Genomic DNA, 19,434 nt, shown 5'->3' with positions numbered 1-19,434 from the left:
CGTTAGCCTAGTTCCAGCACCCGGTCGGTGTCCGAGGTGATGTCGGAGAGCAGCGAGGCGTTTTCGTTGAGCTTCGCGCCATAACCGGGGATCATGCCCTTGAGCTTGGGCTCCCAGTTCTTGAACTCGGTGGGGAAGCAGCGCTGCAGCACCTGGATCATGATCGGCGCCGCGGTGGAGGCTCCGGGCGAGGCGCCGAGCAGGCCGCTGATGCTGCCGTCGGCCGAGGTGATGACCTCGGTGCCGAACTGCAGCACGCCGCCGCTCTTCGGATCCTTCTTGATGACCTGGACGCGCTGGCCGGCGGTGATCAGTTCCCAAGCATCTCCGACGACGTCGGGGTAGAATTCCCGCAGCGCGGCGATCTTCTTCGGCCGGCTCTTGAGGACCTCGGTGACCAGGTACTTGACCAGGCTCATGTTGTCCTTGGCGACGGCCAGCATCGGAATCAGGTTGTGCGGGCGAACCGAGAGCGGCAGGTCCAGGAAGGAGCCGGACTTCAGGAAGTTCGGGGAGAATCCGCCGTACGGGCCGAAGAGCAGGGAGCGCTTGCCGTCGACGAAGCGCGTGTCCAGGTGCGGCACGGACATTGGCGGGGCGCCGACCGACGCCTGGCCGTAGACCTTGGCGTTGTGGCGCGCGATGACGGACTCGTCGGTAGAGCGCAGGAACTGGCCGGAAACCGGGAAGCCGCCGAAGCCCTTGGCCTCCGGAATGCCGGAGCGCTGCAGCAGATGCAGGGCCCCGCCGCCGGCGCCGACGAAGACGAAGCGGGCCGAGACCGTGCTGGTCTCGCCGGTCGAGTTGTTCTTGACCTTCAGCTCCCAGCGGCCGTTGCTGGCGCGGCTGACATCCAGCACCTTGTGGCCGTAATTCAGCTCGGCGCCGTTGGCGTCCATGTAGCCGGCGAGCTTGCGGGTCAGGGTGCCGAAATCGACATCGGTTCCGCCGACGACGCGGGAGCCGGCCACGCGCTGGCTGGGGTCGCGGCCTTCCATGACCAGCGGTACCCAGTCGGCGAGTTCGGCGTGGTCCTCGCTGTATTCGATCTTTTCGAACAGGGGCTCGGCGCGCAGGGCTTCGTAGCGGCGCTTGAGGTAATCCGAGTGTTCGTTGCCCCAGACGAAGCTCATGTGCGGCAGCGGGTTGATGAATTCCTTCGGAGAACCGATGTGGCCCTCGGACACCATGTGGGCCCAGAACTGGCGGGAGACATGGAACTGCTCGTTGATTCCCACGGCCTTGGCGGTGGGGACGGAGCCGTCCGCCGCGGCCGGCGTGTAGTTCAGCTCGCACAGCGCGGCGTGGCCGGTGCCGGCGTTGTTCCAGGGGTCGGAGCTTTCAAGCCCGCCCTGGGCGAGGTTCTCGTAGAGGGAGATGCTCCACGTGGGCTGCAGCTGCTTGAGCAGGGAGCCGAGCGTGGTGCTCATGATGCCGACGCCGATCAGCGCAACGTCAATGTTTTTGGATGATCCCGAAGGGTTAATAGCAGTCAACTTCCATCTCCCGTAGCAGCTTCGCCAGCGTTTAGAAGATTACCCCGCCCCGGCATTGACTCTAAAATTCCGCCGTCAGGATGTGACCCGAAAGACAGACGTGAAAGCGGACTCCGGCTAGGATGCGGCGCCGGAATCCTAGGCTTCGGAGCGGATACGGATCAGGTTGCAGGGCTCATTCAGCATGGGGCTGGCCGGGTAGCTTTCGACCCGGGGCCCCATGGCCAGGGCCGACACCGGGAACGCCAGCGGCACTGCCGGCAGCAGCCGCGCCAGCTGCTCGTTGATCTGCAGGTAGGCGGCCGTCCGCTCCTCGCCGGGCTCCAGCGTCCGTGCCCGCGCCAGCCTGCTGGTCAGTTGCGCGCTGTCCAGCCCGAATTCGCTCGACTCCGTGCCGAAGAGCGTGCCGAGAAAGTTGTCCGGATCGCGGTAGCTGCCGTTCATACCGCCGAGGTGGAGGGCCTGGTCCTTGCTTTCGCGCACCCGGTCCAGGTAGCCGTCCGACCAGGCCACCGGCTTGGGCCGGATGTTGAAGCCGGCCGCCGTCAGCTGGCGGCTCAGTTCGGCGTAGATCTTCTCCGGGGTGGGCAGGTATGCCCGGGTGACATCCAGCGGATAGTAGAAGGGCAGCTCCGCGCCGTCGTACTCCGCCTCCGCGAGCAGTTCCCTGGCGCGGTCCGGGGCATACTCGTAGTAGGGAATGTCCTCGCTGTTGACGCCCAGGCTCGGCGGCACGAACTGCTTGGCTTCCACCGAACCCTGCAGGAAGAAGGACTTCAGCAACGCGTCCCGGTCGATCGCGTGGGCGATGGCCTGGCGGATGCGGACGTCATCGAGCGGGCCGAAGGCCTTATTGATGCCCAGATAGGTCACGGCGAACGGGTCGCGCTGGAGGATCTGCATGCCGCCCCGGACCAGCCCGGCGTAGGTTTCCGGCGTCGCCAGGTCGTAGCCATCGATGTCGCCGGTCCTCAGTTCGCGGAGCCGGGCGGCCGGATGCGAGAGCGTGGTGAACTCCACCGTGCCGACCTGCGCCGCCGGCCCCCAATACTGGTCGAACTCTTCCAGCAGGACCTTGCCCTCCGAGAACTCCTTCAGCCGGTACGGGCCGGTCCCGACGGGGTGCAGCCCGAAGGCGGACAGCCGCCTTCCGCCGCGCTCCTCGCTCAGCTTGTCCGCCGTCTTAGCCTCGAGCGCCGCCGGTGACGCGATGGCGAAGGACGGCATAGAGAGCGCGGCCACGAGTCCGGTGTAGCGGCGGTTGAGTTCCAGCCTGATCTCCAGCGGCCCCAGCACTTCGCAGCCCCGGTAGACGGACTCGGGCTCCTCATCGGCAAAGGACCCGAAGACGGCGCTGTACGGCAGGCTCCCGCTGCTTGGCCGGAGGGCACGGGGCAGCCGGAACCAGCGCTCGAAGTTGGCGCGCACGGCCTCGGCATCGAAAGCAGTGCCGTCGTGGAAAGTCACGCCCTCCCGCAGCTTGAACACGTAGGCGCGGCCGTCGGCCTCCTCCGTGAATTCGGTTGCCAGTCCGGGCGCCGGAACCCCGGTGTCCCGATTGACGCCGACGAGGGTCTCCATGACCTGGCGGGTGATGCGGAAGGATTCCGTGTCGACGGCCAGGACGGGATCGAGGACGGCCGGGTCCGCGGCCGTGCCCATGGTGAATTTGAGGTTCGCGGGCAGCGGCACCCGCGATGTCGTCGCCGTCGAACGCGGTGCGCCTGGCTGCCCGGTGCAGCCGGTGAGCACCAGTGCCGCAGCCGCCGCGCCGGCCTTGAGGAACGTGCGCCGCGCAGGCGAATCTTGCACTCGTGCTCCTCATGGGCCGCTGGGAATTGGGAATGTTCAGTGTAGTTGACCGGCCGGAAAATAAAGAAGCCGCAAAACCATTCCGGAACGTGGCCGGGATCACGCTTCCATGCGGCACGATAGTCCCATGATCGATACCGCCCAGCCGCTGCTTGAGATCCGCAACCTCGCAGTCGACTTCCGCACGACCTATGGCGAGGTCTCGGCCGTGAAGGACGCCAGCTTTAGCCTTGCGGAGGGCCAGACACTGGCCATCGTGGGGGAGTCCGGTTCCGGGAAATCGACGACGGCGATGGCGGCCATCGGGCTTTTGCCGCGGAACGGCGGGGTCAGTTCCGGGAGCATCCTGTTCGACGGCGAGGAGCTCGTGGGGATGCCCGAGCAACGGATGCGACGGATCCGCGGACGGCAGATCGGACTCGTGCCCCAGGACCCGATGTCCAACCTGAATCCCGTCACGAGGATCGGTACGCAGGTCGCCGAAACGTTGCTGGTGCACGGCATGGCTACGCCGCGCAACGTCGAGGCCAAGGTCGTGGAGGCGCTCGAGGCGGCCGGCCTGCCGGACGCCCGGGAACGCGCCAGGCAGTACCCGCACGAATTTTCGGGCGGTATGCGGCAGCGCGCGCTGATCGCCATCGGCCTGGCCTGCCGGCCGCGGCTGCTGATCGCCGACGAGCCGACGTCCGCCCTGGACGTCACGGTCCAACGGACCATCCTGGACCAGATCGACCGGATGACCGAAGAACTCGGCACCGCGGTGCTGCTGATCACGCACGACTTGGGCCTGGCCGCCGAACGGGCCGAGCAGCTGGTGGTCATGCACCGCGGGATGGTGGTCGAGACGGGCCCGGCCGAACAGCTCCTCGAAGACCCCCGGCACCCCTATACCCGTTCCCTGGTGAAGGCGGCGCCCAGCGTCGCTGCCGTGCGGCTCCAGCCGGGGGCGTACGCGGCCGGCACCGACGAACGGACCAGTCATGCGGAGGAAGACTTTGCCGCAAAGCCCGATGCGGTATCGATGGCCAGGGACGCCGACAACATCGTGGAGCTGCGGAACCTGACCAAGGCCTACAAGATCCGCGGCCGGGAGGACGACTTCTACGCGGCCAGGAACGTCACCCTCGAGGTTCCGCGCGGGCGCACCGTCGCCATCGTCGGCGAGTCCGGCTCCGGCAAAACCACTACGGCCCGCATGCTCCTGAAGCTGATCGAGCCGACGAGCGGGAGCATGACCTTCGACGGCATGGACGTCGCCAGGCTTAGCAAGGAGCAGCTGCGCGACTTCCGGCAGCGGGTCCAGCCCGTCTTCCAGGACCCGTACTCCTCGCTGAACCCGGTGTTCACTATCGGACGGATCATCGAGGAGCCCCTCAGCACCTACAAACGAGGCAATGCCGGGGAGCGTGCTGCCCGCGTGCGGGAGCTGATGGACCAGGTGGCACTGCCGCACTCCATGCTCCGCCGCTACCCGTCCGAGCTCTCCGGCGGACAACGCCAGCGCGTGGCCATCGCCCGGGCACTGGCGCTGAAGCCCGAACTCCTGGTCTGCGATGAGCCTGTCTCCGCGCTCGACGTCCTGGTCCAGGCCCAGATCCTGAAGCTGCTCGGCGATCTGCAGGCCGAGCTGGGCCTGAGCTACCTCTTGATCTCCCACGACCTTGCGGTTGTCCGCTTGATCTCCGACTATGTGTGCGTAATGAAAGACGGTGAACTGGTGGAGGCGGCGTCGTCGGAAGAAGTGTTCACCAACCCGCGCCACCCCTACACCCGCCGCCTGCTGGCCTCCATCCCGGGTAATGAATTGGAGATCTACGATGACGACCCCGACATCGCCTCGTGACGAGCAGCCCAGGCCGGAAGGATTCGGCTTCCGGACCGGGGTGCGCAGCGAAGCCGTGGCGATTGGCTTCGCCGTGTTCGTGCTGGCCCTGGGGACGGTGTTGCTGGCGATCGGCGCGGTGATCCTCGCGGATGCGGGGCGCTGGGGCTACGTGCTGGCCCTGGTGGTGCTGGAACTGCTGTTCATCGCAGGCTTTGGCGCAATGGTCCACATGGCACGCCAGCGCCACCGCCCGCACGGTACGCCCCCGCCGGCCTGACCCGCCGTCGTTGTTGCCGGCGCGCGCCACGGTGGTCCGGCCGGACTATTTCTGCCGCGACTTCGGATCCAGCGATTCGCGCAGCGATTCGCCCAGCAGCGTGAAGCCCAGTGCAGTGATGGCAATGCAGATGCCGGGGAGGAAGGCCAGCTGCGGGGCAATGCCGAGCTCGTTCTGCGCGTAGGTCAGCATCCGTCCCCACTCAGCGGTCTGCGGCCTCCCGCCGCCGAGGCCCAGGAAAGACAACGCGGCGGCGTCGATGACCGCCGTGGCCAGGGTCAGCGTTGCCTGCACGATCACCGGGCCCACGCTGTTGGGCAGCAGGTGGTTCATCGTGATGGTCCCCTTGCTGAGGCCCAGGGTCCGGGCGGCCAGGACATAGTCGGCACTGCGCTGGGAAAGCATTGAGGAGCGCAGCAGCCGCGCAAAGACGGGCACCTGGGCGACGCCGATGGCGATCATCACCGCGTAGGGCCCCTGGCCCAGAACCGCGGCGATCGAGACGGCCAGCAGCAGGTTCGGCACGGACAGCATGATGTCCACCAGGCGCATGATGACGTTGTCCACCCAGCCGCCGAAGCCGCCCGCAAGGATTCCCAACAACATCCCGCCGACCAGGCCCATAGCCGTCGAGATGATGCCGATCAGCAGCGAGGCCTGGGCACCCCAGATGAGCTTGCTCAGCAGGTCCCCGCCGAACCGATCCAGCCCCAGCACAAAGCCGGGAGTCTCTCCCGGGCCCGGGATATGCGTCGGGGTGATCAACGTGCGGCCGGGAAGGTCCTCGCCGCCGTAGGGAGCCAGGACGGGGGCCAGCGCGGCCACCAGCAGGAACAGCGCCACGATGATGGCGCCGGCGATGGCTTGGGGATTGCGCCGCAGCCGGTGGAAGGCGTCGCGGAAGAGGCCGGTGCCGGCGGTCCCCGGCGCCTCCGGATTGGGGCTCGGGGCGGTCGAGCCGCTGGTGGGGGGAAGCGTTGTGGTCATTGGACACGCACCCTGGGATCGATGACGCTGTACGTCACGTCGACGAGTAGGTTGATGAGCGAATAGAGGATCGCGATGAAGATGATGAAGCCCTGCAGCACCGGATAGTCGAGGTTGAAGATGGCGTCCCGCAGGAAGCGGCCGATGCCGCTGAAGGCGAAGACGGTTTCGGTCAGGACGGCTCCGGAGATCAGCAGGCCCAGCTGGAGGCCGATGGTGGTGGTTACCGGCAGCATGGCGTTGCGCAGGATGAAGCGATTGCGGATGGTCCGCTCCAGCAGTCCCTTGGCCCGGGCCGTGCGCACGTAGTCGGCGTTCTGCACCTCCAGCACGGAGGCCCGCGTGATGCGGACGATGATGGCCAGCGGGATGGTGCCCAGCGCGATGCCGGGCAGGATCAGATGCAGGAAGGCGTCCCAGGCAGCATCCCACTCCCGGGTGAGGAGGCCGTCCAGCACGTAGAAGTCCGTCACGTGGGTGGCGTCGATCCGCGGATTCTGCCGACCGTCCGTCGGGAGAAGCGGCAGCCGGATCGCGAACAGCCACTTGAGGATGAAGGCCAGGAAGAAGACCGGGACGGTGATGCCGACCAGGCTCAGCAGTACCGAACCGTGGTCCGGCCAGCGGCCGTAGTGCTTGGCGGCCCAGTAGCCCAGCGGGATGCCTAGCCCGATCGCGAACACCAGCGCCACGATGGTCAATTCCACCGTGGCGGGAAAGCGGGTGGTGAACTCCTCCAGGACGGGACGGCCGGTCAGCAACGACGTGCCGAAGTCACCCTGCAGGAGCTTGCCCATGTAGATGAAGTACTGCTCGATCAGCGGGCGATTGAAACCGTACAGCTCGTTGATCCTGGCGACGGCTTCCGGCGTTGCCCGGTCGCCCAGCAGCGCGGTGGCCGGACCGCCGGGCAGGCTGCGGACCCAGAGGAACAGCAGGACCGACAGTCCCAGCAGGGTGGGAATGAGCAGCGCTATGCGCTTGCCGATGACTCTTAACACAGCGTCCTTTCGCGTTCGCCGTCCCGCGGGGGACGCGGCGGCTGCGGCTGACCCGCGCGGGGTGCAGCCGCAGCCATTGCCGCTGCTATTCGCTGAGCTTGATCATGTTGTAGACCTCGTCATTGACCGGGCTCGCCGGGTAGGACGTCACCCGCGGCGCGAAAGCCAGCGACGGTGCCGGATGGGCCAGCGGAACGGCCGGGACATACTTGGCGATGTCCTCATTGATCTGCTCGTACAGCGGGGTCTGCTCCTCGAGGACGCTTTCCTGCCGTGCCTCGTCCAGCGCCTTGAACAGCTCCGGATTGTCGAAGCCGAACTCCGGCTTCTCGCGGCCGAAGAAGACTCCGACGAAGTTGTCGGTGTCGTTGTAGTCGCCGGTCCAGCCCAGCAGGTGGATGTCGTGGTTCGCACTCGCCTGCACACGGTCCAGGTAGTCCGGGGACCACTTGTCCGGCGCCGCCTTGATGGTGATGCCGACGTCCTCCAGCTGTGCGCTGAGGTTTGTGAAGACCTGCTCCGGCGTCGGCATGTAGGGCCGCGAGACGCCGGTGGGGTAGTTGAACTCGAGGGTCAGCCCGTCCCCGTAGCCGGCCTGCTCCAGCAGTTGGCGGGCCTTCTCCGGGTTGAAGTCGTAGGTGGTGACGTCCTTGTTGTAGCCGTTGACGATCGGCGGAATGAACTGGCTGGCGACTTCCGTGCCCTCGGGAAGGGTCTGGCGCACGAGGGCTTCCTTGTCGATGGCGTAGGCCAGCGCCTGGCGAACCTCCGGCTTGGCCAGCGCCTCGTTCGTCTGGTTGAGGCCCAGATAGAGGATGGTGAACGGGTCGCGGGTCACGATGTTGAAGCCGGCGTCGGCGAGGGCCTTGGTGTCGGCCGGAGCCACAAGGTCATAGCCGTCGATGTCCCCCGACTCCAGCGACTGCCGGCGGGCCTGCGGATCGTCGATGACCCGGAAGATGACCTTTTGGACCTGGCCCTGTTCGCCCCAGTAATCCCCGAAGGCCGACACCTCGATCTGCTGCCCGACGTCCCACTTGTCGAACTTGAACGGTCCGGTGCCCACCGGATGGCCCTGCGCGTACTCGCTGAGCACGGGCGCTTCCTCGGAGCCGCCGATCTCGTCGGCCTTGAACTCCTCCAGGGCAGACGGGCTCTGCATGCCGAAGGCGGGAAGCGACAGCGCCGCGATGAAACCGGCGAAGGGCTTCGCGAGGTTCACCGTCACTTCGGTTTCGCTGGTTGCGTCGCAGGACTTGTACACCGCCGTGTCCGGGCTGTCCGCAAAGCCGCGGAACAGGGAGCCGTAGTAGTAGGCCACGGACTCGGACTGCTGGAGCCCCTCGAAGTTGTACCAGCGGTCGAAGTTGAAGCACACAGCCTCGGCGTTGAAGTCGGTGCCGTCGTGGAATTTCACGCCGTCTTTGAGCTTGAAAGTGTAGGACAGCCCGTCTTTGGACGTCTCCCAAGATTCGGCAAGCAGCGGGGCAGGATCGGCCGTTCCGGGTTCCACCCCGACGAGTCCCTCGAAGATCTGCCGGCTCACGCGGAAGGACTCACCATCGCTGGCGAATGCCGGATCCAGGGACTTCGGATCCGATGAGGCAGCAAAGATGAACGTCGAGTTGACCGAGTCGTCCCCGGTCCCTTCCGCCCCGCCGCGCTGGCTTTGGGCACAACCGCTCAGGATGAGTGCGCCGGCGGCGAGTCCCGCGGCGATGGCGGCAAACCGTCGAGGCCTGCGCCGCGCGGGTGTAGGACCACTGAAAGACATGAATCGCTCCTCGTCAACGAGTGATGGCTGGGCCGTGCGGGGTGCGGCACGCCCGGGCGATCGCGCGGTTAGCGCAACCGCTTGATGAGAGCCTAATCACATGAAGCGGTTAAATGCACCGCCTCGCTCCGGCCGGGCGGGGAAATCCATCACAATCCGGTCACGCCGGCAGTACGGCTGCGGGGGAGTGTACGACGGCGGCGGGGCGGTGCGCGGAGTAGGTGGCCTGCGGGGGCGGCGGGAGAGTGTGCGATGCCGGCGGGTGCACGGCGTGTCCGCGTTGCCGCGGCGCGCGTGGCTTCGGCCAGGGCAGGGAGGCGACGTCCATGAAACGCACAGGGAGCCGCGGCCGGTGCCGCGGCTCCCCGTCGATGAGGTGCGCAAGGCGGGACTTGAACCCGCACGTCCGAAGACACTGGAACCTAAATCCAGCGCGTCTGCCAATTTCGCCACTCGCGCAGTCGGCCGGCGGGCGTGCCGCAGGCCGAGGTCAATTGTACCTGCTCGGGAATCGCCCTGAGCTACTTGCTTGCCGCTTCGAGGCCCAGATCGCGGCGCAGTTTGGCCACATGGCCGGTGGCGCGCACGTTGTACTGGGCCAGCGCGACCTTGCCGTCGGGGCCGACGACGATCGTAGAGCGGATCAGGCCTTCATAGGTTTTGCCGTAGTTCTTCTTTTCTCCCCAGGCACCGTAGGCCTCGGCAACGGCATGGTCAGTGTCCGACAGCAGCGGGAAATTCAACTGCTCCGCTTCGGCGAACTTCACGAGCTTGGGCGCGGCATCGGGAGAGATGCCCACGACGTCGTACCCGGACCCGGCCAAGGAAGAGAGGCTATCGCGGAAGTCGCAGGCCTCTTTCGTGCACCCCGGCGTCGACGCGGCGGGATAGAAGTAGACAACGACATTGCGTCCGCGGAATTCGGCGAGCGACACCTCTTTACCCGTCGAATCCTGCAGCGTGAAGTCCGGGGCGGTGTCGCCTGTTGCCAAACGTTGGGCCATCTGATGCTCCTGGGGTAGTTCCGGAAGTCTTATTGGAGGCCTCCGGATTCGTCATTTCGTCCTCGACCGGCAAGCCTACTGGCTATAATTGGATAATGCCGGATTTACAGAACTGGCCTACCGCCCGGTTACTTTCAACCGCGGCACGGCTGGTCGAACATGCTTGGAACGAGAAGCTCGCCTCGCTGGGGTTGACCCATGCGGGCGTTATTGCGTTGGAGGTCCTCGATGCCGAGGGCGCTTTGGCGCAGGCCCAACTTGCGGCGAAGGTGCGGGTCCAGGCGCAGACGATGGGAAAGACGTTGTCGCGGCTCGAGGCCCACGGGCACATCACGCGGGTCAGGAGCCAGTCGGACCGCCGGTCCCAACTTGTCAGCATCTCCGATTTGGGTCAGCAGGCCCTCGAGTCGTCTCGCGAGCTGGAGCGCAATCTCACCCCGGGCGGCGATGCCGGGGCGGATGACCTGCGCGACCGGCTCGCGTCGGTGATCCGGCGCCTGGGGACGACCCGTTGGGGCGGCACCGTGCCAGAGCCTATGGAACTTGCCGGCAACGAGGGGCTATCCGACCACGGCTAGTCCGCGCTGCCGACGCAGCCTTCGAGGAGGACCCGGACCCATACGGTCCGGGTCCTGCTGTCTTTCCGGCGGGCGCGGGATGGCGCTGCCGGGCATCACCGCAGGTCCAGCCCATTCGGCCCATAAGGGTGATCAACGTCTCACAAAAAACCCTCTTTTCCGGGAACCGGGCCCCGACTGGCGCCGTTACCTCTCCGTAATCTCTTCCCGGATGAAATGAAACAGTATGCCTGAAGACTCTCCTGTCGACGACAAGCCCAAGCCGTTCCTTGGCCTCAGCGGAACCCAGACGATGGGATCGGCGCTCGCAGCGGTGACATCCGCCGTCGTCGGTTCCTTCCTCGGCGTGGCCGGAACGCTGATCGGGGCCGCCTTGGGCTCCATCGTTGCGACGATCGCCGGCGCACTGTACGCCCGCACCCTGGACTCGGCCGCGGTCGTGGCGAAGCGGAAGCTGGAACGCTCGCGCCGGAGCCTTGGCCGACAGGGTCCCACGGAGGAACCGTTGGAGGATACGCCGCTTTCGGTGGCCACCGCCGTCGCCGCCGAAAAGGAGCAGACCCGGAAACTCACTCCCAAGGCCTGGATCAAGATCGCCTCGGTCAGTGCCGCGGCCTTCGCCGTGGCGATCATCGGCATCACGGCGTTCGAATTCGGGACCAGCAAGCCGATCTCGAGTCTCGTCACCGCGAGCAGCACCTCGTCCGATGACGGAGCCGTCCGGACGACCCTTGGCGCGGCCCTGACCGGCCAGCAGACTGTATCGGATGACTCAGCACCTCCTGCCGACGAAAACCAGGAGTCGCCGTCCGAGGGGGATGGGGACGGCGGAGCCGAAGGAAGCATCGGGGAAGAAACCGCCCCCGGGAGCGTGGATGATGGCAGCACGGACCCGGTCGAGCCGGGAACCGACGTTCCGGACACCACCCAGCCGACCGACATGGGAACGGACACCGGCACGGGAACCGACACCGGGTCGGGCACCGGAACAGCGCCCACGGTCGAGCCGGTCCCCGAAGATGGCACCGGAATGGACCAGTCCTCCGGCGTGGAGGCGCCTGCCGATCCCGGTGTCGTCCAGGATCCCGCGGACGGCACTGGTACAGGGCAGTAACCGACTGACCAAAGGATGGCGTCGACCGTTGGTCCATCCGGCTATTGCCAGCCGGAACGGAGCGACTCCATTGCACACGGCCTGAGAGCCAGTCTGTTCGCAGCTGAGGACGGAAGCCCAAGCTCAGGGGCTTCCGTCCTCAGCCGTTTAAACCTTCCCGGGAGCAGGTTGTCCCCGGGACCGGATCGAGGTTCCCGCAGTCGTGGCGGACCGCCGCCCGACCGAAACATTTTCGCAGGTCGCCCGGGCATTACGAGACCCGACATCCACTGCCATTTGGCCTTCACGAGCCTCGACCTGGGCGAGTAGGGTGTGGCTGGTCCGAAGGAGACCATGTGGAGGGAACAGCAATGAAGATCCTCATTGTCGGGGCGGGGGCAACCGGGGGATACTTCGGCACACGACTGGCACAGGCCGGCCGGGACATCACTTTCCTGGTCCGCCCGCGGAGAGCCGAGCAGTTGCGCGACGGGCTCCGCGTGCGTGGACCGGGCTATGACGAGACGGTGCCCGTTCGTACCGTCACCGCGCAAGAACTGGACGGGCCGTACGACCTGGTCCTGCTGATGGTGAAGGCCTGGTCCTTGGAAACTGCGCTCAACGACCTGGCCCCCGCGGTTGGCCCTGGGACCACGATCCTGCCGCTGCTCAACGGGCTGGCCCACCTGCAGACGCTGAACGACCGCTTCGGCAGCGAGGCCGTGTTGGGCGGCATCGTCCGCGTGGTCTGTACGGTCCCGCAGGACGGCTCCGTCCTGCAGATGAAACCGCACGCCTCGATGACGTTCGGCGCCCAGGACCGGAGGCCGACCCGACGCATCGAGGAGATCGGGGAGGCCATGGCTGTCCCCGGCTTCAGCAGGACCATCTCGGACAACATCCTGGCCTCCATGTGGCACAAGTGGGCCTTTATCACCGCCGGCGGCGTCATCACGCTGACGATGCGCGGCGCCATCGGAAACATCATCGCGGTTCCGGGCGGCAAGGAGTTCATCCAGGATGTCATCGAGGAGACCGAGCAGGTGGCGGAAGCGGCGGGGTACAGGGTGTCGGCGGGCGCGCACGCGGCGAGCCTTGAGATGTTCACCGAAGAGGGCTCGGTCTTCACCTCGTCGCTGTACCGTGACGTGATGGCCGGTGCACCCCACGAGGGGGAACACCTGATCGGCCAATACGTCGCCGCGGCTGAGTCCCTGGGCGTCGACGTACCGCTGACCCGGATCGCGCTGACCCAGTTGCGGGTCCATGACAGCACGCGAGCCTCGGTGCGCTGACGGCCTCGGTGCGCTGACGGCGGTGCTCCCGGGCAGGAGCCATCCGGAGCCGGAGCGGCTACGGTTGAGGGGCCAGCTGCCCATACGGAAGAAGCCAGATGCCACCACCGTCCGTTCCGCTGACCGAGGGCTCCCTTGTCCTCACGCTCCGCGCGGCCGGCTGCGTGTTCGCCGAGGAAGAAGCGAGGCTGCTCCTCGCGGCGGCGGCAGACCAGGATGAACTCGCGGCAATGGTCCGCCGCCGAACCGAGGGCTTCCCACTCGAGCACATTCTCGGGTACGTGGAATTCTGCGGACTGCAATTGGAAATCGGTGCGGGCGTCTTTGTTCCCAGGCGCCGCACGGAGTTGCTGGCCGGGCAGGCGATCCGCAGGACCGGTCCCGGCGCTACCGTGCTCGATTTATGCTGCGGCTGCGGGGCACTCGGGGCGGCCGTCTCGGCGGCCGTTCCGGGTATCGCGCTGTACGCCTCCGACATCGATTCCGCCGCGGTGGCCTGCGCACGCCGGAACCTCGTACCGTGGGGCGGCCGGGTCTTCCAGGGCAACCTTTTCGAGCCCCTGCCGGCAGCCCTGCGCGGCGGCGTCGACATCCTGGTCAGCAATACCCCGTATGTGCCGACCGGCAGGATCCGCATGATGCCCCCGGAGGCACGGCTGCACGAACCGCTGGCTGCCCTCGACGGGGGAGCGGACGGCCTGGATATCCAGCGCCGGGTGGCCGCGGAAGCCTACCGGTGGCTTGCCCCGGGAGGCCACGTCCTCGTCGAAGCCAGCGAGGCCCAGGCGCCGGTGTCCGCAGGGCTTTTCGCGGAGCACGGACTCAGGCCGGCCGTCATCGCATCAGGCGAGCTGGACGCCACGATCGTCGTCGGAACCCGCGCGTAGCTGGTGCGTTCAGCTATGGACGGCCGCTATCGCCCCGAAGGCCGTGCCTGCGATCCACCGCCTCGACCCGCATGGCTTTGTGTCTCCGACCGATGCAGCTGGGATACTGGCCGCGGCCGGACACTTCACGCAGGAGGACGAATTGTGGCTGAGCAGGTACCCGTGGGGGCCGTTCTGGTCGGCGCAGGGGTGATGATCGGTTCGGCCCTGCTGCTCCATGTCCTGGGCAGGCGGGCGGCCGACGGCCGGCTTCGGCGGAACGGGCTGATCGGTATCCGCCTACCGTCAACGCTCTCGAGCGACACCGCCTGGCGTGCCGGGCATCGTGCAGCACAGCGGCCCACCGACATCGGTGCCGCGGGCCTAGGACTGGCCGGTGTGCTGGCGTTCCTTCTCCAGGAAAGCAAGGCAGGGTTCGTGGCGTCCGTCCTCCTCGGAGCCGGGTGGCTGTTGGCGTGGGTCCTCATCGGTGCGAAGAAGGCGGCGGCCGCGGCCGAGGCGGCATCGTCCCCGGAAACGCGCTGACAGGTTCCGGCTGGCGGCCCCGATCGCCCGGCGGGCTGCCCGCATCAGAGAAGAGCGGGCATTCACGCCGAGGATGGCTCAGTCGCCGCCGCCCCCGCCGTCACCGCAGTCACCGCCACTCCAGCCGCCGCCGTCTCCTCCCGAACCGGAGGACCCGCCGCCCGGCCCCGACGCGGTTTTCATGGTGCCGAGCAGCAGAAGGCTTCCGCCGGAGAAGTCGCGTGCGGCGGCTCCCAGTACTGCTTTGCGTTTGATGCCGGCGCGGTAGGTCAGGCATAGGAACAGTGCGAGCGAGACCGCTACCGTCGCGGCCAGCACGATGTTCTCACCCGCTGGATCGGTGATGCCGATGACGGTGACGATGAAACCTGTTGCAAAGAACGCGATAAGGACGGTCAGGGCCGTGCGGAACGCCAGCCGCAGGATCAGCGGCGCCTTCCGGATCGGAGATCGCTTGAGGGTCTTCACCTTCTGGAGCCTACCGAATGCCGGTCCACTGCTTGCCATAGCGGCTGATGCAGCAGATCGGCATCGTGCAGATGCAGCGGAAGGTAAAGGAAAGCACGAAAAACCCCGCCTGACCAAGCGTTTCGCTAGTCAGACGGGGTCTGAAGTGCACCCCCCGGGACTCGAACCCGGAACCCATTGATTAAGAGTCAATTGCTCTGCCAGTTGAGCTAGAGGTGCAGTGTTTTCGAGGACTTCCAGAAGCTTTGTGCTTCGGGCTTGTCCCCCGCAACGACATGTAACTCTACAGGCTCTTTCGGAGAAAGTGAAATCGAAAAGGCCAATGTCGCCTACTTCACAGAAACCGCGAGGATCCGGTCCGGATTTCCGCCGTTTGTGAGCACCCAGAGGCGTCCGTCCGGTGCGGCCTCGACATCGCGGAGCCGGCCGTACTCGCCCTGCAGCAGGGCGGTGGGCGTGCCGGCCTCGTCGCCGGAGAGCTGGACCCGCCACAGCCGTTCTCCCCGCAGGGCGGCCAGCCATGCGACGTCGTCGACGATGGCCAGGCCGCTGGGGGAGGCCTCCGCGGTGGAGGGCCACACCACGACGGCGTCGACGAACCGGTTGTCTCCGGGCGCCCCGGTGACCTCCGGCCAGCCGTAGTTGTTGCCCGGTTCGATGAGGTTGAGCTCGTCGTCCCGGTCCGGCCCGAATTCCGAGGCCCACATCCGCCCCTCGGAGTCCCAGGCCATTCCCTGCACATTCCGATGCCCGTAGCTGTAGACGGGGCTGTTGGGGAACGGGTTTCCCGGAGCCGGGCTGCCGTCCCGGGTGACGCGCAGGATCTTTCCGCCCAGGGACGCCGGATCCTGCGACAGCTCGCGCTGCCCGGCCTCCCCGGTGGCGATGTAGAGGTAGCCGTCCGGGCCGAATTCCAGCCGTCCGCCGTTGTGGATGCGCGATTTGGGAATGCCCGTCACAATCTCGCGGCCGTCCGCCAGTTCGCCGCCGTCCCAGCGGTAGCTCAGCACCCGGTTGTCCTGTGGGGTCGTCAGGTGCACGAAGAGCCGGCTGTCATCGGCGAAGTCCTCGCCGACGGCGAGGCCCAGCAGTCCGCCCTCGCCGGTCGTCTCCAGTTCCGCGGGGACAGGGACCGTGGCAGCGATCCGGCCGTCCTTCAGCTGCTTGATCAGGCCCGTATTGTTCTCGGAGACCAGGGCGCTTCCGTCCGGCAGGAAGGCGATGGACCACGGGTCGGCCAGCCCTTCGGCGATGGTCGATACGCCGGTGCCGGTGCCGGTTCTGCCAGGTCCGGGTGAGGCGGGCGGCGCGGTGCAGGCGGCGGTTGCGGCAACAAGGGAGAGAACGACGGCGGCGCGCAGGTTGCGGAGGGCCGTCCGCGGAGCATCAGCCCGCCCGCCGGCCATTTTCCTCGCCGTCGACCGGGTCGACCTTGGGCTCGACGATTGCCTCGCCGGTGTGCGGGCCCCACTCGGTGCCGTCGTACAGCGGTGCCTTGTCCCGGTCTTCCGCCGGCAGGTCCTCGATGTAGGTGTCCTCGGTGGCGGGGTCATAGTGCGCGGTTTCGGCGGCACTCTCGGTCCAGCCGTCGATGGGTTCGGGCTCTTCGGCGATGGCGGGCGGGAACTTGTCCGCGCGTGCAGCTTCGCCCGGAAGAGCGGCATCGGGGGACCGGCCGTCCCGCTCAGCCGGCAGCGGCGCCGCACCGGAAGAAGAACCTTTGGTGAAGAGCCACACCAGGAGCGCTGCGATTCCGGCAATGATGCCGATCCAGATCAGCCACTCCATGGTTGGCCCCTTCCGGTGGCGGCGGCGGTTGCTCATGATGCGTACGTTAGTTTCCGCCGGATGGTCTGTCCATAGCGCAGCCGCCGCGGCTGGAAGGCCGTGCCGGAACGCTTTTGCCCGGCTGCGGCAACCCTTCGTAGCGCCGTTCCGGGTGCGCGGCCGATTTTGCACCGCGGATCTTAGGCGGCCGCAATCATGCCGTCCATGAACCGGCTGAAATCGGCGCAGTCCTCATCCTGCTCGATGACGTAGCCGGCCGCGGGAAGCTGCCCGCGCGGCTGCACACCGAAGCGGAACGTGGTCCCGGTGTTGGTGCCGACCTCGTAGCCTCCGCCGGCCAGTTCGACGGCGTGCGACAGATTGGTCATGTTGATGGCCGACGGGGTGCCTCCCGCGGTCAGCCGGGCGCCGTCGAACGGGGCGATGACGAGCTCCCGTGGCCGCCACCGGTAACCGATGACGAAGGACTTGCTTTTCCATGCCGCCGGACCCGGCCAGCCGTGATGGCTACTGCTGCCGAAGACCAGGTTGTAGTCACCGTGGTTCGGGATCTGCGAATCGAAGATCCGGCTGAGGATCTCCTTGAGCTTGTCGCTGCTGGGTTGGGTTGGAGGCATATGGTCCAGTCTAGGAAACCGGTCGGACAGATTACGGCGCGTTGCCTCCGCCCCGCCGTCGTTGCCGTGTCACATGGTCATGGGTCGCCGCGGGCTGGTCATAGAATCAGACTCATGAGCGCCGACGCAACTCCAGATATCAAGCCCCGCAGCCGGGTAGTCACCGACGGCATTCACGCAGCCCCGGCCCGCGGAATGTTCCGAGCAGTTGGAATGGGGGATGACGATTTCGCGAAGCCGCAGATCGGCGTCGCCAGTTCCTGGAATGAAATCACCCCCTGCAACCTCTCCCTGAACCGCCTGGCCCAAGGCGCCAAGGAAGGCGTGCACGCCGGCGGCGGTTTCCCGATGCAGTTCGGGACCATCTCCGTGTCGGACGGCATTTCCATGGGCCACGAGGGCATGCACTTCTCCCTCGTCTCCCGCGAGGTCATCGCCGACTCCGTGGAGACGGTCATGCAGGCCGAGCGGATCGACGGGTCCGTCCTGCTGGCAGGCTGCGACAAGTCGCTGCCGGGCATGCTGATGGCCGCGGCGCGGCTGGACCTCGCCAGCGTCTTCCTCTACGCCGGCTCGATCATGCCCGGCTTCGTGAAGCTGGAAGACGGCTCGGAAAAGGAAGTCACGCTCATCGACGCCTTCGAGGCCGTCGGTGCCTGCGCGGCCGGACGCATGAGCCTGAAGGATCTCGACGCCATTGAGCGCGCCATCTGCCCGGGCGAAGGCGCCTGCGGCGGCATGTACACCGCCAACACCATGGCCTGCATCGGCGAGGCACTGGGCATGTCCCTGCCCGGTTCCGCCGCGCCGCCCTCGGCCGACCGCCGCCGCGACGTGTTCGCCCACAAGTCGGGCGAGGCCGTGGTCAACCTGCTGCGCCTGGGCATCACCGCCCGCGACATCATGACCAAGAAGGCCTTCGAGAACGCCATCGCCGTGACCATGGCGTTCGGCGGCTCCACCAACGCCGTGCTGCACCTGCTGGCCATCGCCCGCGAGGCCGAGGTCGAGCTGACGCTGGAGGACTTCAACCGCATCGGCGACAAGATCCCCCACCTGGGCGACCTGAAGCCCTTCGGCCGCTACGTCATGACCGATGTGGACAAGATCGGCGGCGTCCCTGTGATCATGAAGGCGCTGCTCGACGCGGGCCTGCTGCACGGCGACTGCCTGACCGTGACCGGCAAGACCGTCGCGGAGAACCTCGCGGAGATCAATCCGCCGGACGTCGACGGCAAGATCCTGCGCGCCCTGGACAACCCGATCCACAAGACCGGCGGCATCACCATCCTGCACGGTTCCATGGCTCCCGAGGGCGCCGTGGTCAAGAGCGCCGGCTTCGACGCCGACGTCTTCGAAGGCACCGCCCGCGTGTTCGAGCGCGAGCAGGGTGCGCTGGAAGCGCTGGACAACGGACAGATCAAGGCGGGCGACGTCGTCGTTATCCGCTACGAAGGCCCCAAGGGCGGACCCGGCATGCGCGAAATGCTGGCGATCACCGGCGCGATCAAGGGTGCCGGGCTGGGCAAGGACGTCCTGCTGCTCACCGACGGGCGCTTCTCGGGCGGCACCACCGGTCTGTGCATCGGGCACGTCGCGCCGGAAGCGGTCGACGGCGGCCCCATCGCCTTCGTCAAGGACGGAGACCGTATCCGAGTGGACATCGCGGCCCGTTCCTTCGACCTGCTGGTCGACGAGGCGGAGCTCGAGGCCCGCAAGGTCGGCTGGTCGCCGCTGCCGGCGAAGTTCACTTCCGGCGTGCTGGCGAAGTACGCCAAGCTGGTGAACTCGGCGTCGACCGGCGCCTACTGCGGCTGACGACGCTCCGGGAGGCCGCCGCGTATCCGTGGCGGCCTCCCGGATCTCCTGCTTCAGCGTTGTCTCAATAGACGGACATTTTGTCCGTATAATGAGACAAGGGGTTCCCTGGTTGACACCAATATCCGTCGGCCAGCAGACTGAAGCCATGCAAATCGTAGTCGTGGTCGTCCTTATTGAGCGCGTGGC

General features: G+C 66.9%; 18 protein-coding genes and 2 tRNA genes. 8 read left to right on the top strand and 12 right to left on the bottom strand.

Annotation, left to right across the window (positions count from 1 at the left end; translation table 11 throughout):
* Nucleotides 1-2 precede the first annotated feature (2 nt).
* Both OC550_RS08705 and OC550_RS08700 read right to left on the bottom strand, forming a co-directional pair.
* Nucleotides 3-1,496, bottom strand: coding sequence for a malate:quinone oxidoreductase (locus OC550_RS08705; RefSeq protein WP_262105195.1), 1,494 nt, complete (start codon nucleotides 1,494-1,496; stop codon nucleotides 3-5).
* A gap of 138 nt (nucleotides 1,497-1,634) precedes the next feature.
* Entirely contained in the window at nucleotides 1,635-3,308 is a 1,674-nt protein-coding gene (locus OC550_RS08700) for an ABC transporter substrate-binding protein (protein WP_262105193.1), read from the bottom strand.
* Between the two features lie 127 nt (nucleotides 3,309-3,435).
* Between OC550_RS08700 and OC550_RS08695 the strand changes: the two genes are divergently transcribed.
* Together OC550_RS08695 and OC550_RS08690 are read left to right on the top strand one after the other, a co-directional pair.
* Nucleotides 3,436-5,151 carry an ABC transporter ATP-binding protein gene (locus tag OC550_RS08695; RefSeq protein ID WP_262105191.1) on the top strand — a complete coding sequence of 572 codons (1,716 nt, stop codon included), beginning with the start codon at nucleotides 3,436-3,438 and terminating at the stop codon, nucleotides 5,149-5,151.
* Nucleotides 5,126-5,410: a hypothetical protein gene (locus tag OC550_RS08690; RefSeq protein WP_262105189.1), complete on the top strand. Its 285-nt coding sequence runs from the start codon at nucleotides 5,126-5,128 to the stop codon at nucleotides 5,408-5,410. Before OC550_RS08695 ends, OC550_RS08690 begins: the two co-directional genes overlap by 26 nt.
* A gap of 45 nt (nucleotides 5,411-5,455) precedes the next feature.
* Here the strand turns inward: OC550_RS08690 and OC550_RS08685 are convergent, their stop codons facing one another.
* From OC550_RS08685 to bcp, 5 genes are all read right to left on the bottom strand, one after another.
* Nucleotides 5,456-6,397 carry an ABC transporter permease gene (locus OC550_RS08685; RefSeq protein ID WP_262105188.1) on the bottom strand — a complete coding sequence of 314 codons (942 nt, stop codon included), beginning with the start codon at nucleotides 6,395-6,397 and terminating at the stop codon, nucleotides 5,456-5,458.
* Nucleotides 6,394-7,398 carry an ABC transporter permease gene (locus OC550_RS08680; RefSeq protein WP_262105186.1) on the bottom strand — a complete coding sequence of 335 codons (1,005 nt, stop codon included), beginning with the start codon at nucleotides 7,396-7,398 and terminating at the stop codon, nucleotides 6,394-6,396. The genes OC550_RS08685 and OC550_RS08680 overlap by 4 nt, the downstream gene beginning before the upstream one ends.
* Before the next feature lie 85 nt (nucleotides 7,399-7,483).
* Nucleotides 7,484-9,172 (bottom strand): ABC transporter substrate-binding protein, encoded by a 1,689-nt coding sequence (locus tag OC550_RS08675; protein ID WP_262105184.1) that lies wholly within the window; start codon nucleotides 9,170-9,172, stop codon nucleotides 7,484-7,486.
* A 377-nt stretch (nucleotides 9,173-9,549) separates the two neighbouring features.
* Nucleotides 9,550-9,631 (bottom strand) — tRNA-Leu (locus OC550_RS08670).
* A gap of 62 nt (nucleotides 9,632-9,693) precedes the next feature.
* Nucleotides 9,694-10,176: a thioredoxin-dependent thiol peroxidase gene (bcp, locus tag OC550_RS08665; protein WP_262105182.1), complete on the bottom strand. Its 483-nt coding sequence runs from the start codon at nucleotides 10,174-10,176 to the stop codon at nucleotides 9,694-9,696.
* A gap of 95 nt (nucleotides 10,177-10,271) precedes the next feature.
* Here bcp and OC550_RS08660 point away from each other — a divergent pair, with 95 nt between their 5' ends.
* The 5 genes from OC550_RS08660 (at nucleotide 10,272) to OC550_RS08640 (ending at nucleotide 14,554) form a co-directional block, all read left to right on the top strand.
* Nucleotides 10,272-10,754, top strand: coding sequence for a MarR family winged helix-turn-helix transcriptional regulator (locus tag OC550_RS08660; RefSeq protein ID WP_262105180.1), 483 nt, complete (start codon nucleotides 10,272-10,274; stop codon nucleotides 10,752-10,754).
* Between the two features lie 226 nt (nucleotides 10,755-10,980).
* Entirely contained in the window at nucleotides 10,981-11,868 is an 888-nt protein-coding gene (locus OC550_RS08655; RefSeq protein WP_262105178.1) for a hypothetical protein, read from the top strand.
* Between the two features lie 335 nt (nucleotides 11,869-12,203).
* On the top strand, nucleotides 12,204-13,142 hold the full coding sequence (locus tag OC550_RS08650) for a ketopantoate reductase family protein (RefSeq protein ID WP_262105176.1): 939 nt from the start codon (nucleotides 12,204-12,206) through the stop codon (nucleotides 13,140-13,142).
* 98 nt (nucleotides 13,143-13,240) lie between these two features.
* Nucleotides 13,241-14,029, top strand: coding sequence for a putative protein N(5)-glutamine methyltransferase (locus OC550_RS08645; RefSeq protein WP_262105174.1), 789 nt, complete (start codon nucleotides 13,241-13,243; stop codon nucleotides 14,027-14,029).
* 144 nt (nucleotides 14,030-14,173) lie between these two features.
* Nucleotides 14,174-14,554 (top strand): SdpI family protein, encoded by a 381-nt coding sequence (locus OC550_RS08640; RefSeq protein WP_262105172.1) that lies wholly within the window; start codon nucleotides 14,174-14,176, stop codon nucleotides 14,552-14,554.
* 78 nt (nucleotides 14,555-14,632) lie between these two features.
* Here OC550_RS08640 and OC550_RS08635 read toward each other — a convergent pair whose 3' ends face one another.
* The 5 genes from OC550_RS08635 to OC550_RS08615 all read right to left on the bottom strand — a co-directional run bounded on the left by OC550_RS08635 (nucleotide 14,633) and on the right by OC550_RS08615 (nucleotide 17,427).
* Nucleotides 14,633-15,022 carry a hypothetical protein gene (locus tag OC550_RS08635; RefSeq protein WP_262105171.1) on the bottom strand — a complete coding sequence of 130 codons (390 nt, stop codon included), beginning with the start codon at nucleotides 15,020-15,022 and terminating at the stop codon, nucleotides 14,633-14,635.
* A 146-nt stretch (nucleotides 15,023-15,168) separates the two neighbouring features.
* Nucleotides 15,169-15,241 (bottom strand) — tRNA-Lys (locus tag OC550_RS08630).
* Nucleotides 15,242-15,351: 110 nt separating this feature from the next.
* Nucleotides 15,352-16,428 (bottom strand): sorbosone dehydrogenase family protein, encoded by a 1,077-nt coding sequence (locus OC550_RS08625; RefSeq protein ID WP_262105169.1) that lies wholly within the window; start codon nucleotides 16,426-16,428, stop codon nucleotides 15,352-15,354.
* Nucleotides 16,409-16,846, bottom strand: a complete 438-nt coding sequence (locus tag OC550_RS08620) for a hypothetical protein (protein ID WP_262105167.1) — start codon at nucleotides 16,844-16,846, stop codon at nucleotides 16,409-16,411. The genes OC550_RS08625 and OC550_RS08620 overlap by 20 nt, the downstream gene beginning before the upstream one ends.
* A 143-nt stretch (nucleotides 16,847-16,989) precedes the next feature.
* A complete protein-coding gene (locus tag OC550_RS08615; protein WP_262105165.1) occupies nucleotides 16,990-17,427 on the bottom strand; it encodes a hypothetical protein in 438 nt (145 codons plus the stop codon).
* Between the two features lie 114 nt (nucleotides 17,428-17,541).
* Here OC550_RS08615 and ilvD point away from each other — a divergent pair, with 114 nt between their 5' ends.
* A complete protein-coding gene (gene ilvD / locus OC550_RS08610) occupies nucleotides 17,542-19,245 on the top strand; it encodes a dihydroxy-acid dehydratase (RefSeq protein WP_262105164.1) in 1,704 nt (567 codons plus the stop codon).
* The last annotated feature ends 189 nt before the right edge of the window (nucleotides 19,246-19,434 follow it).

Source organism: Arthrobacter sp. Marseille-P9274 (assembly GCF_946892675.1).
Lineage (GTDB): Bacteria > Actinomycetota > Actinomycetes > Actinomycetales > Micrococcaceae > Crystallibacter.
Note: the sequence above shows the minus strand (reverse complement) of the source record. Positions and strands in the feature narration are given on the sequence as shown.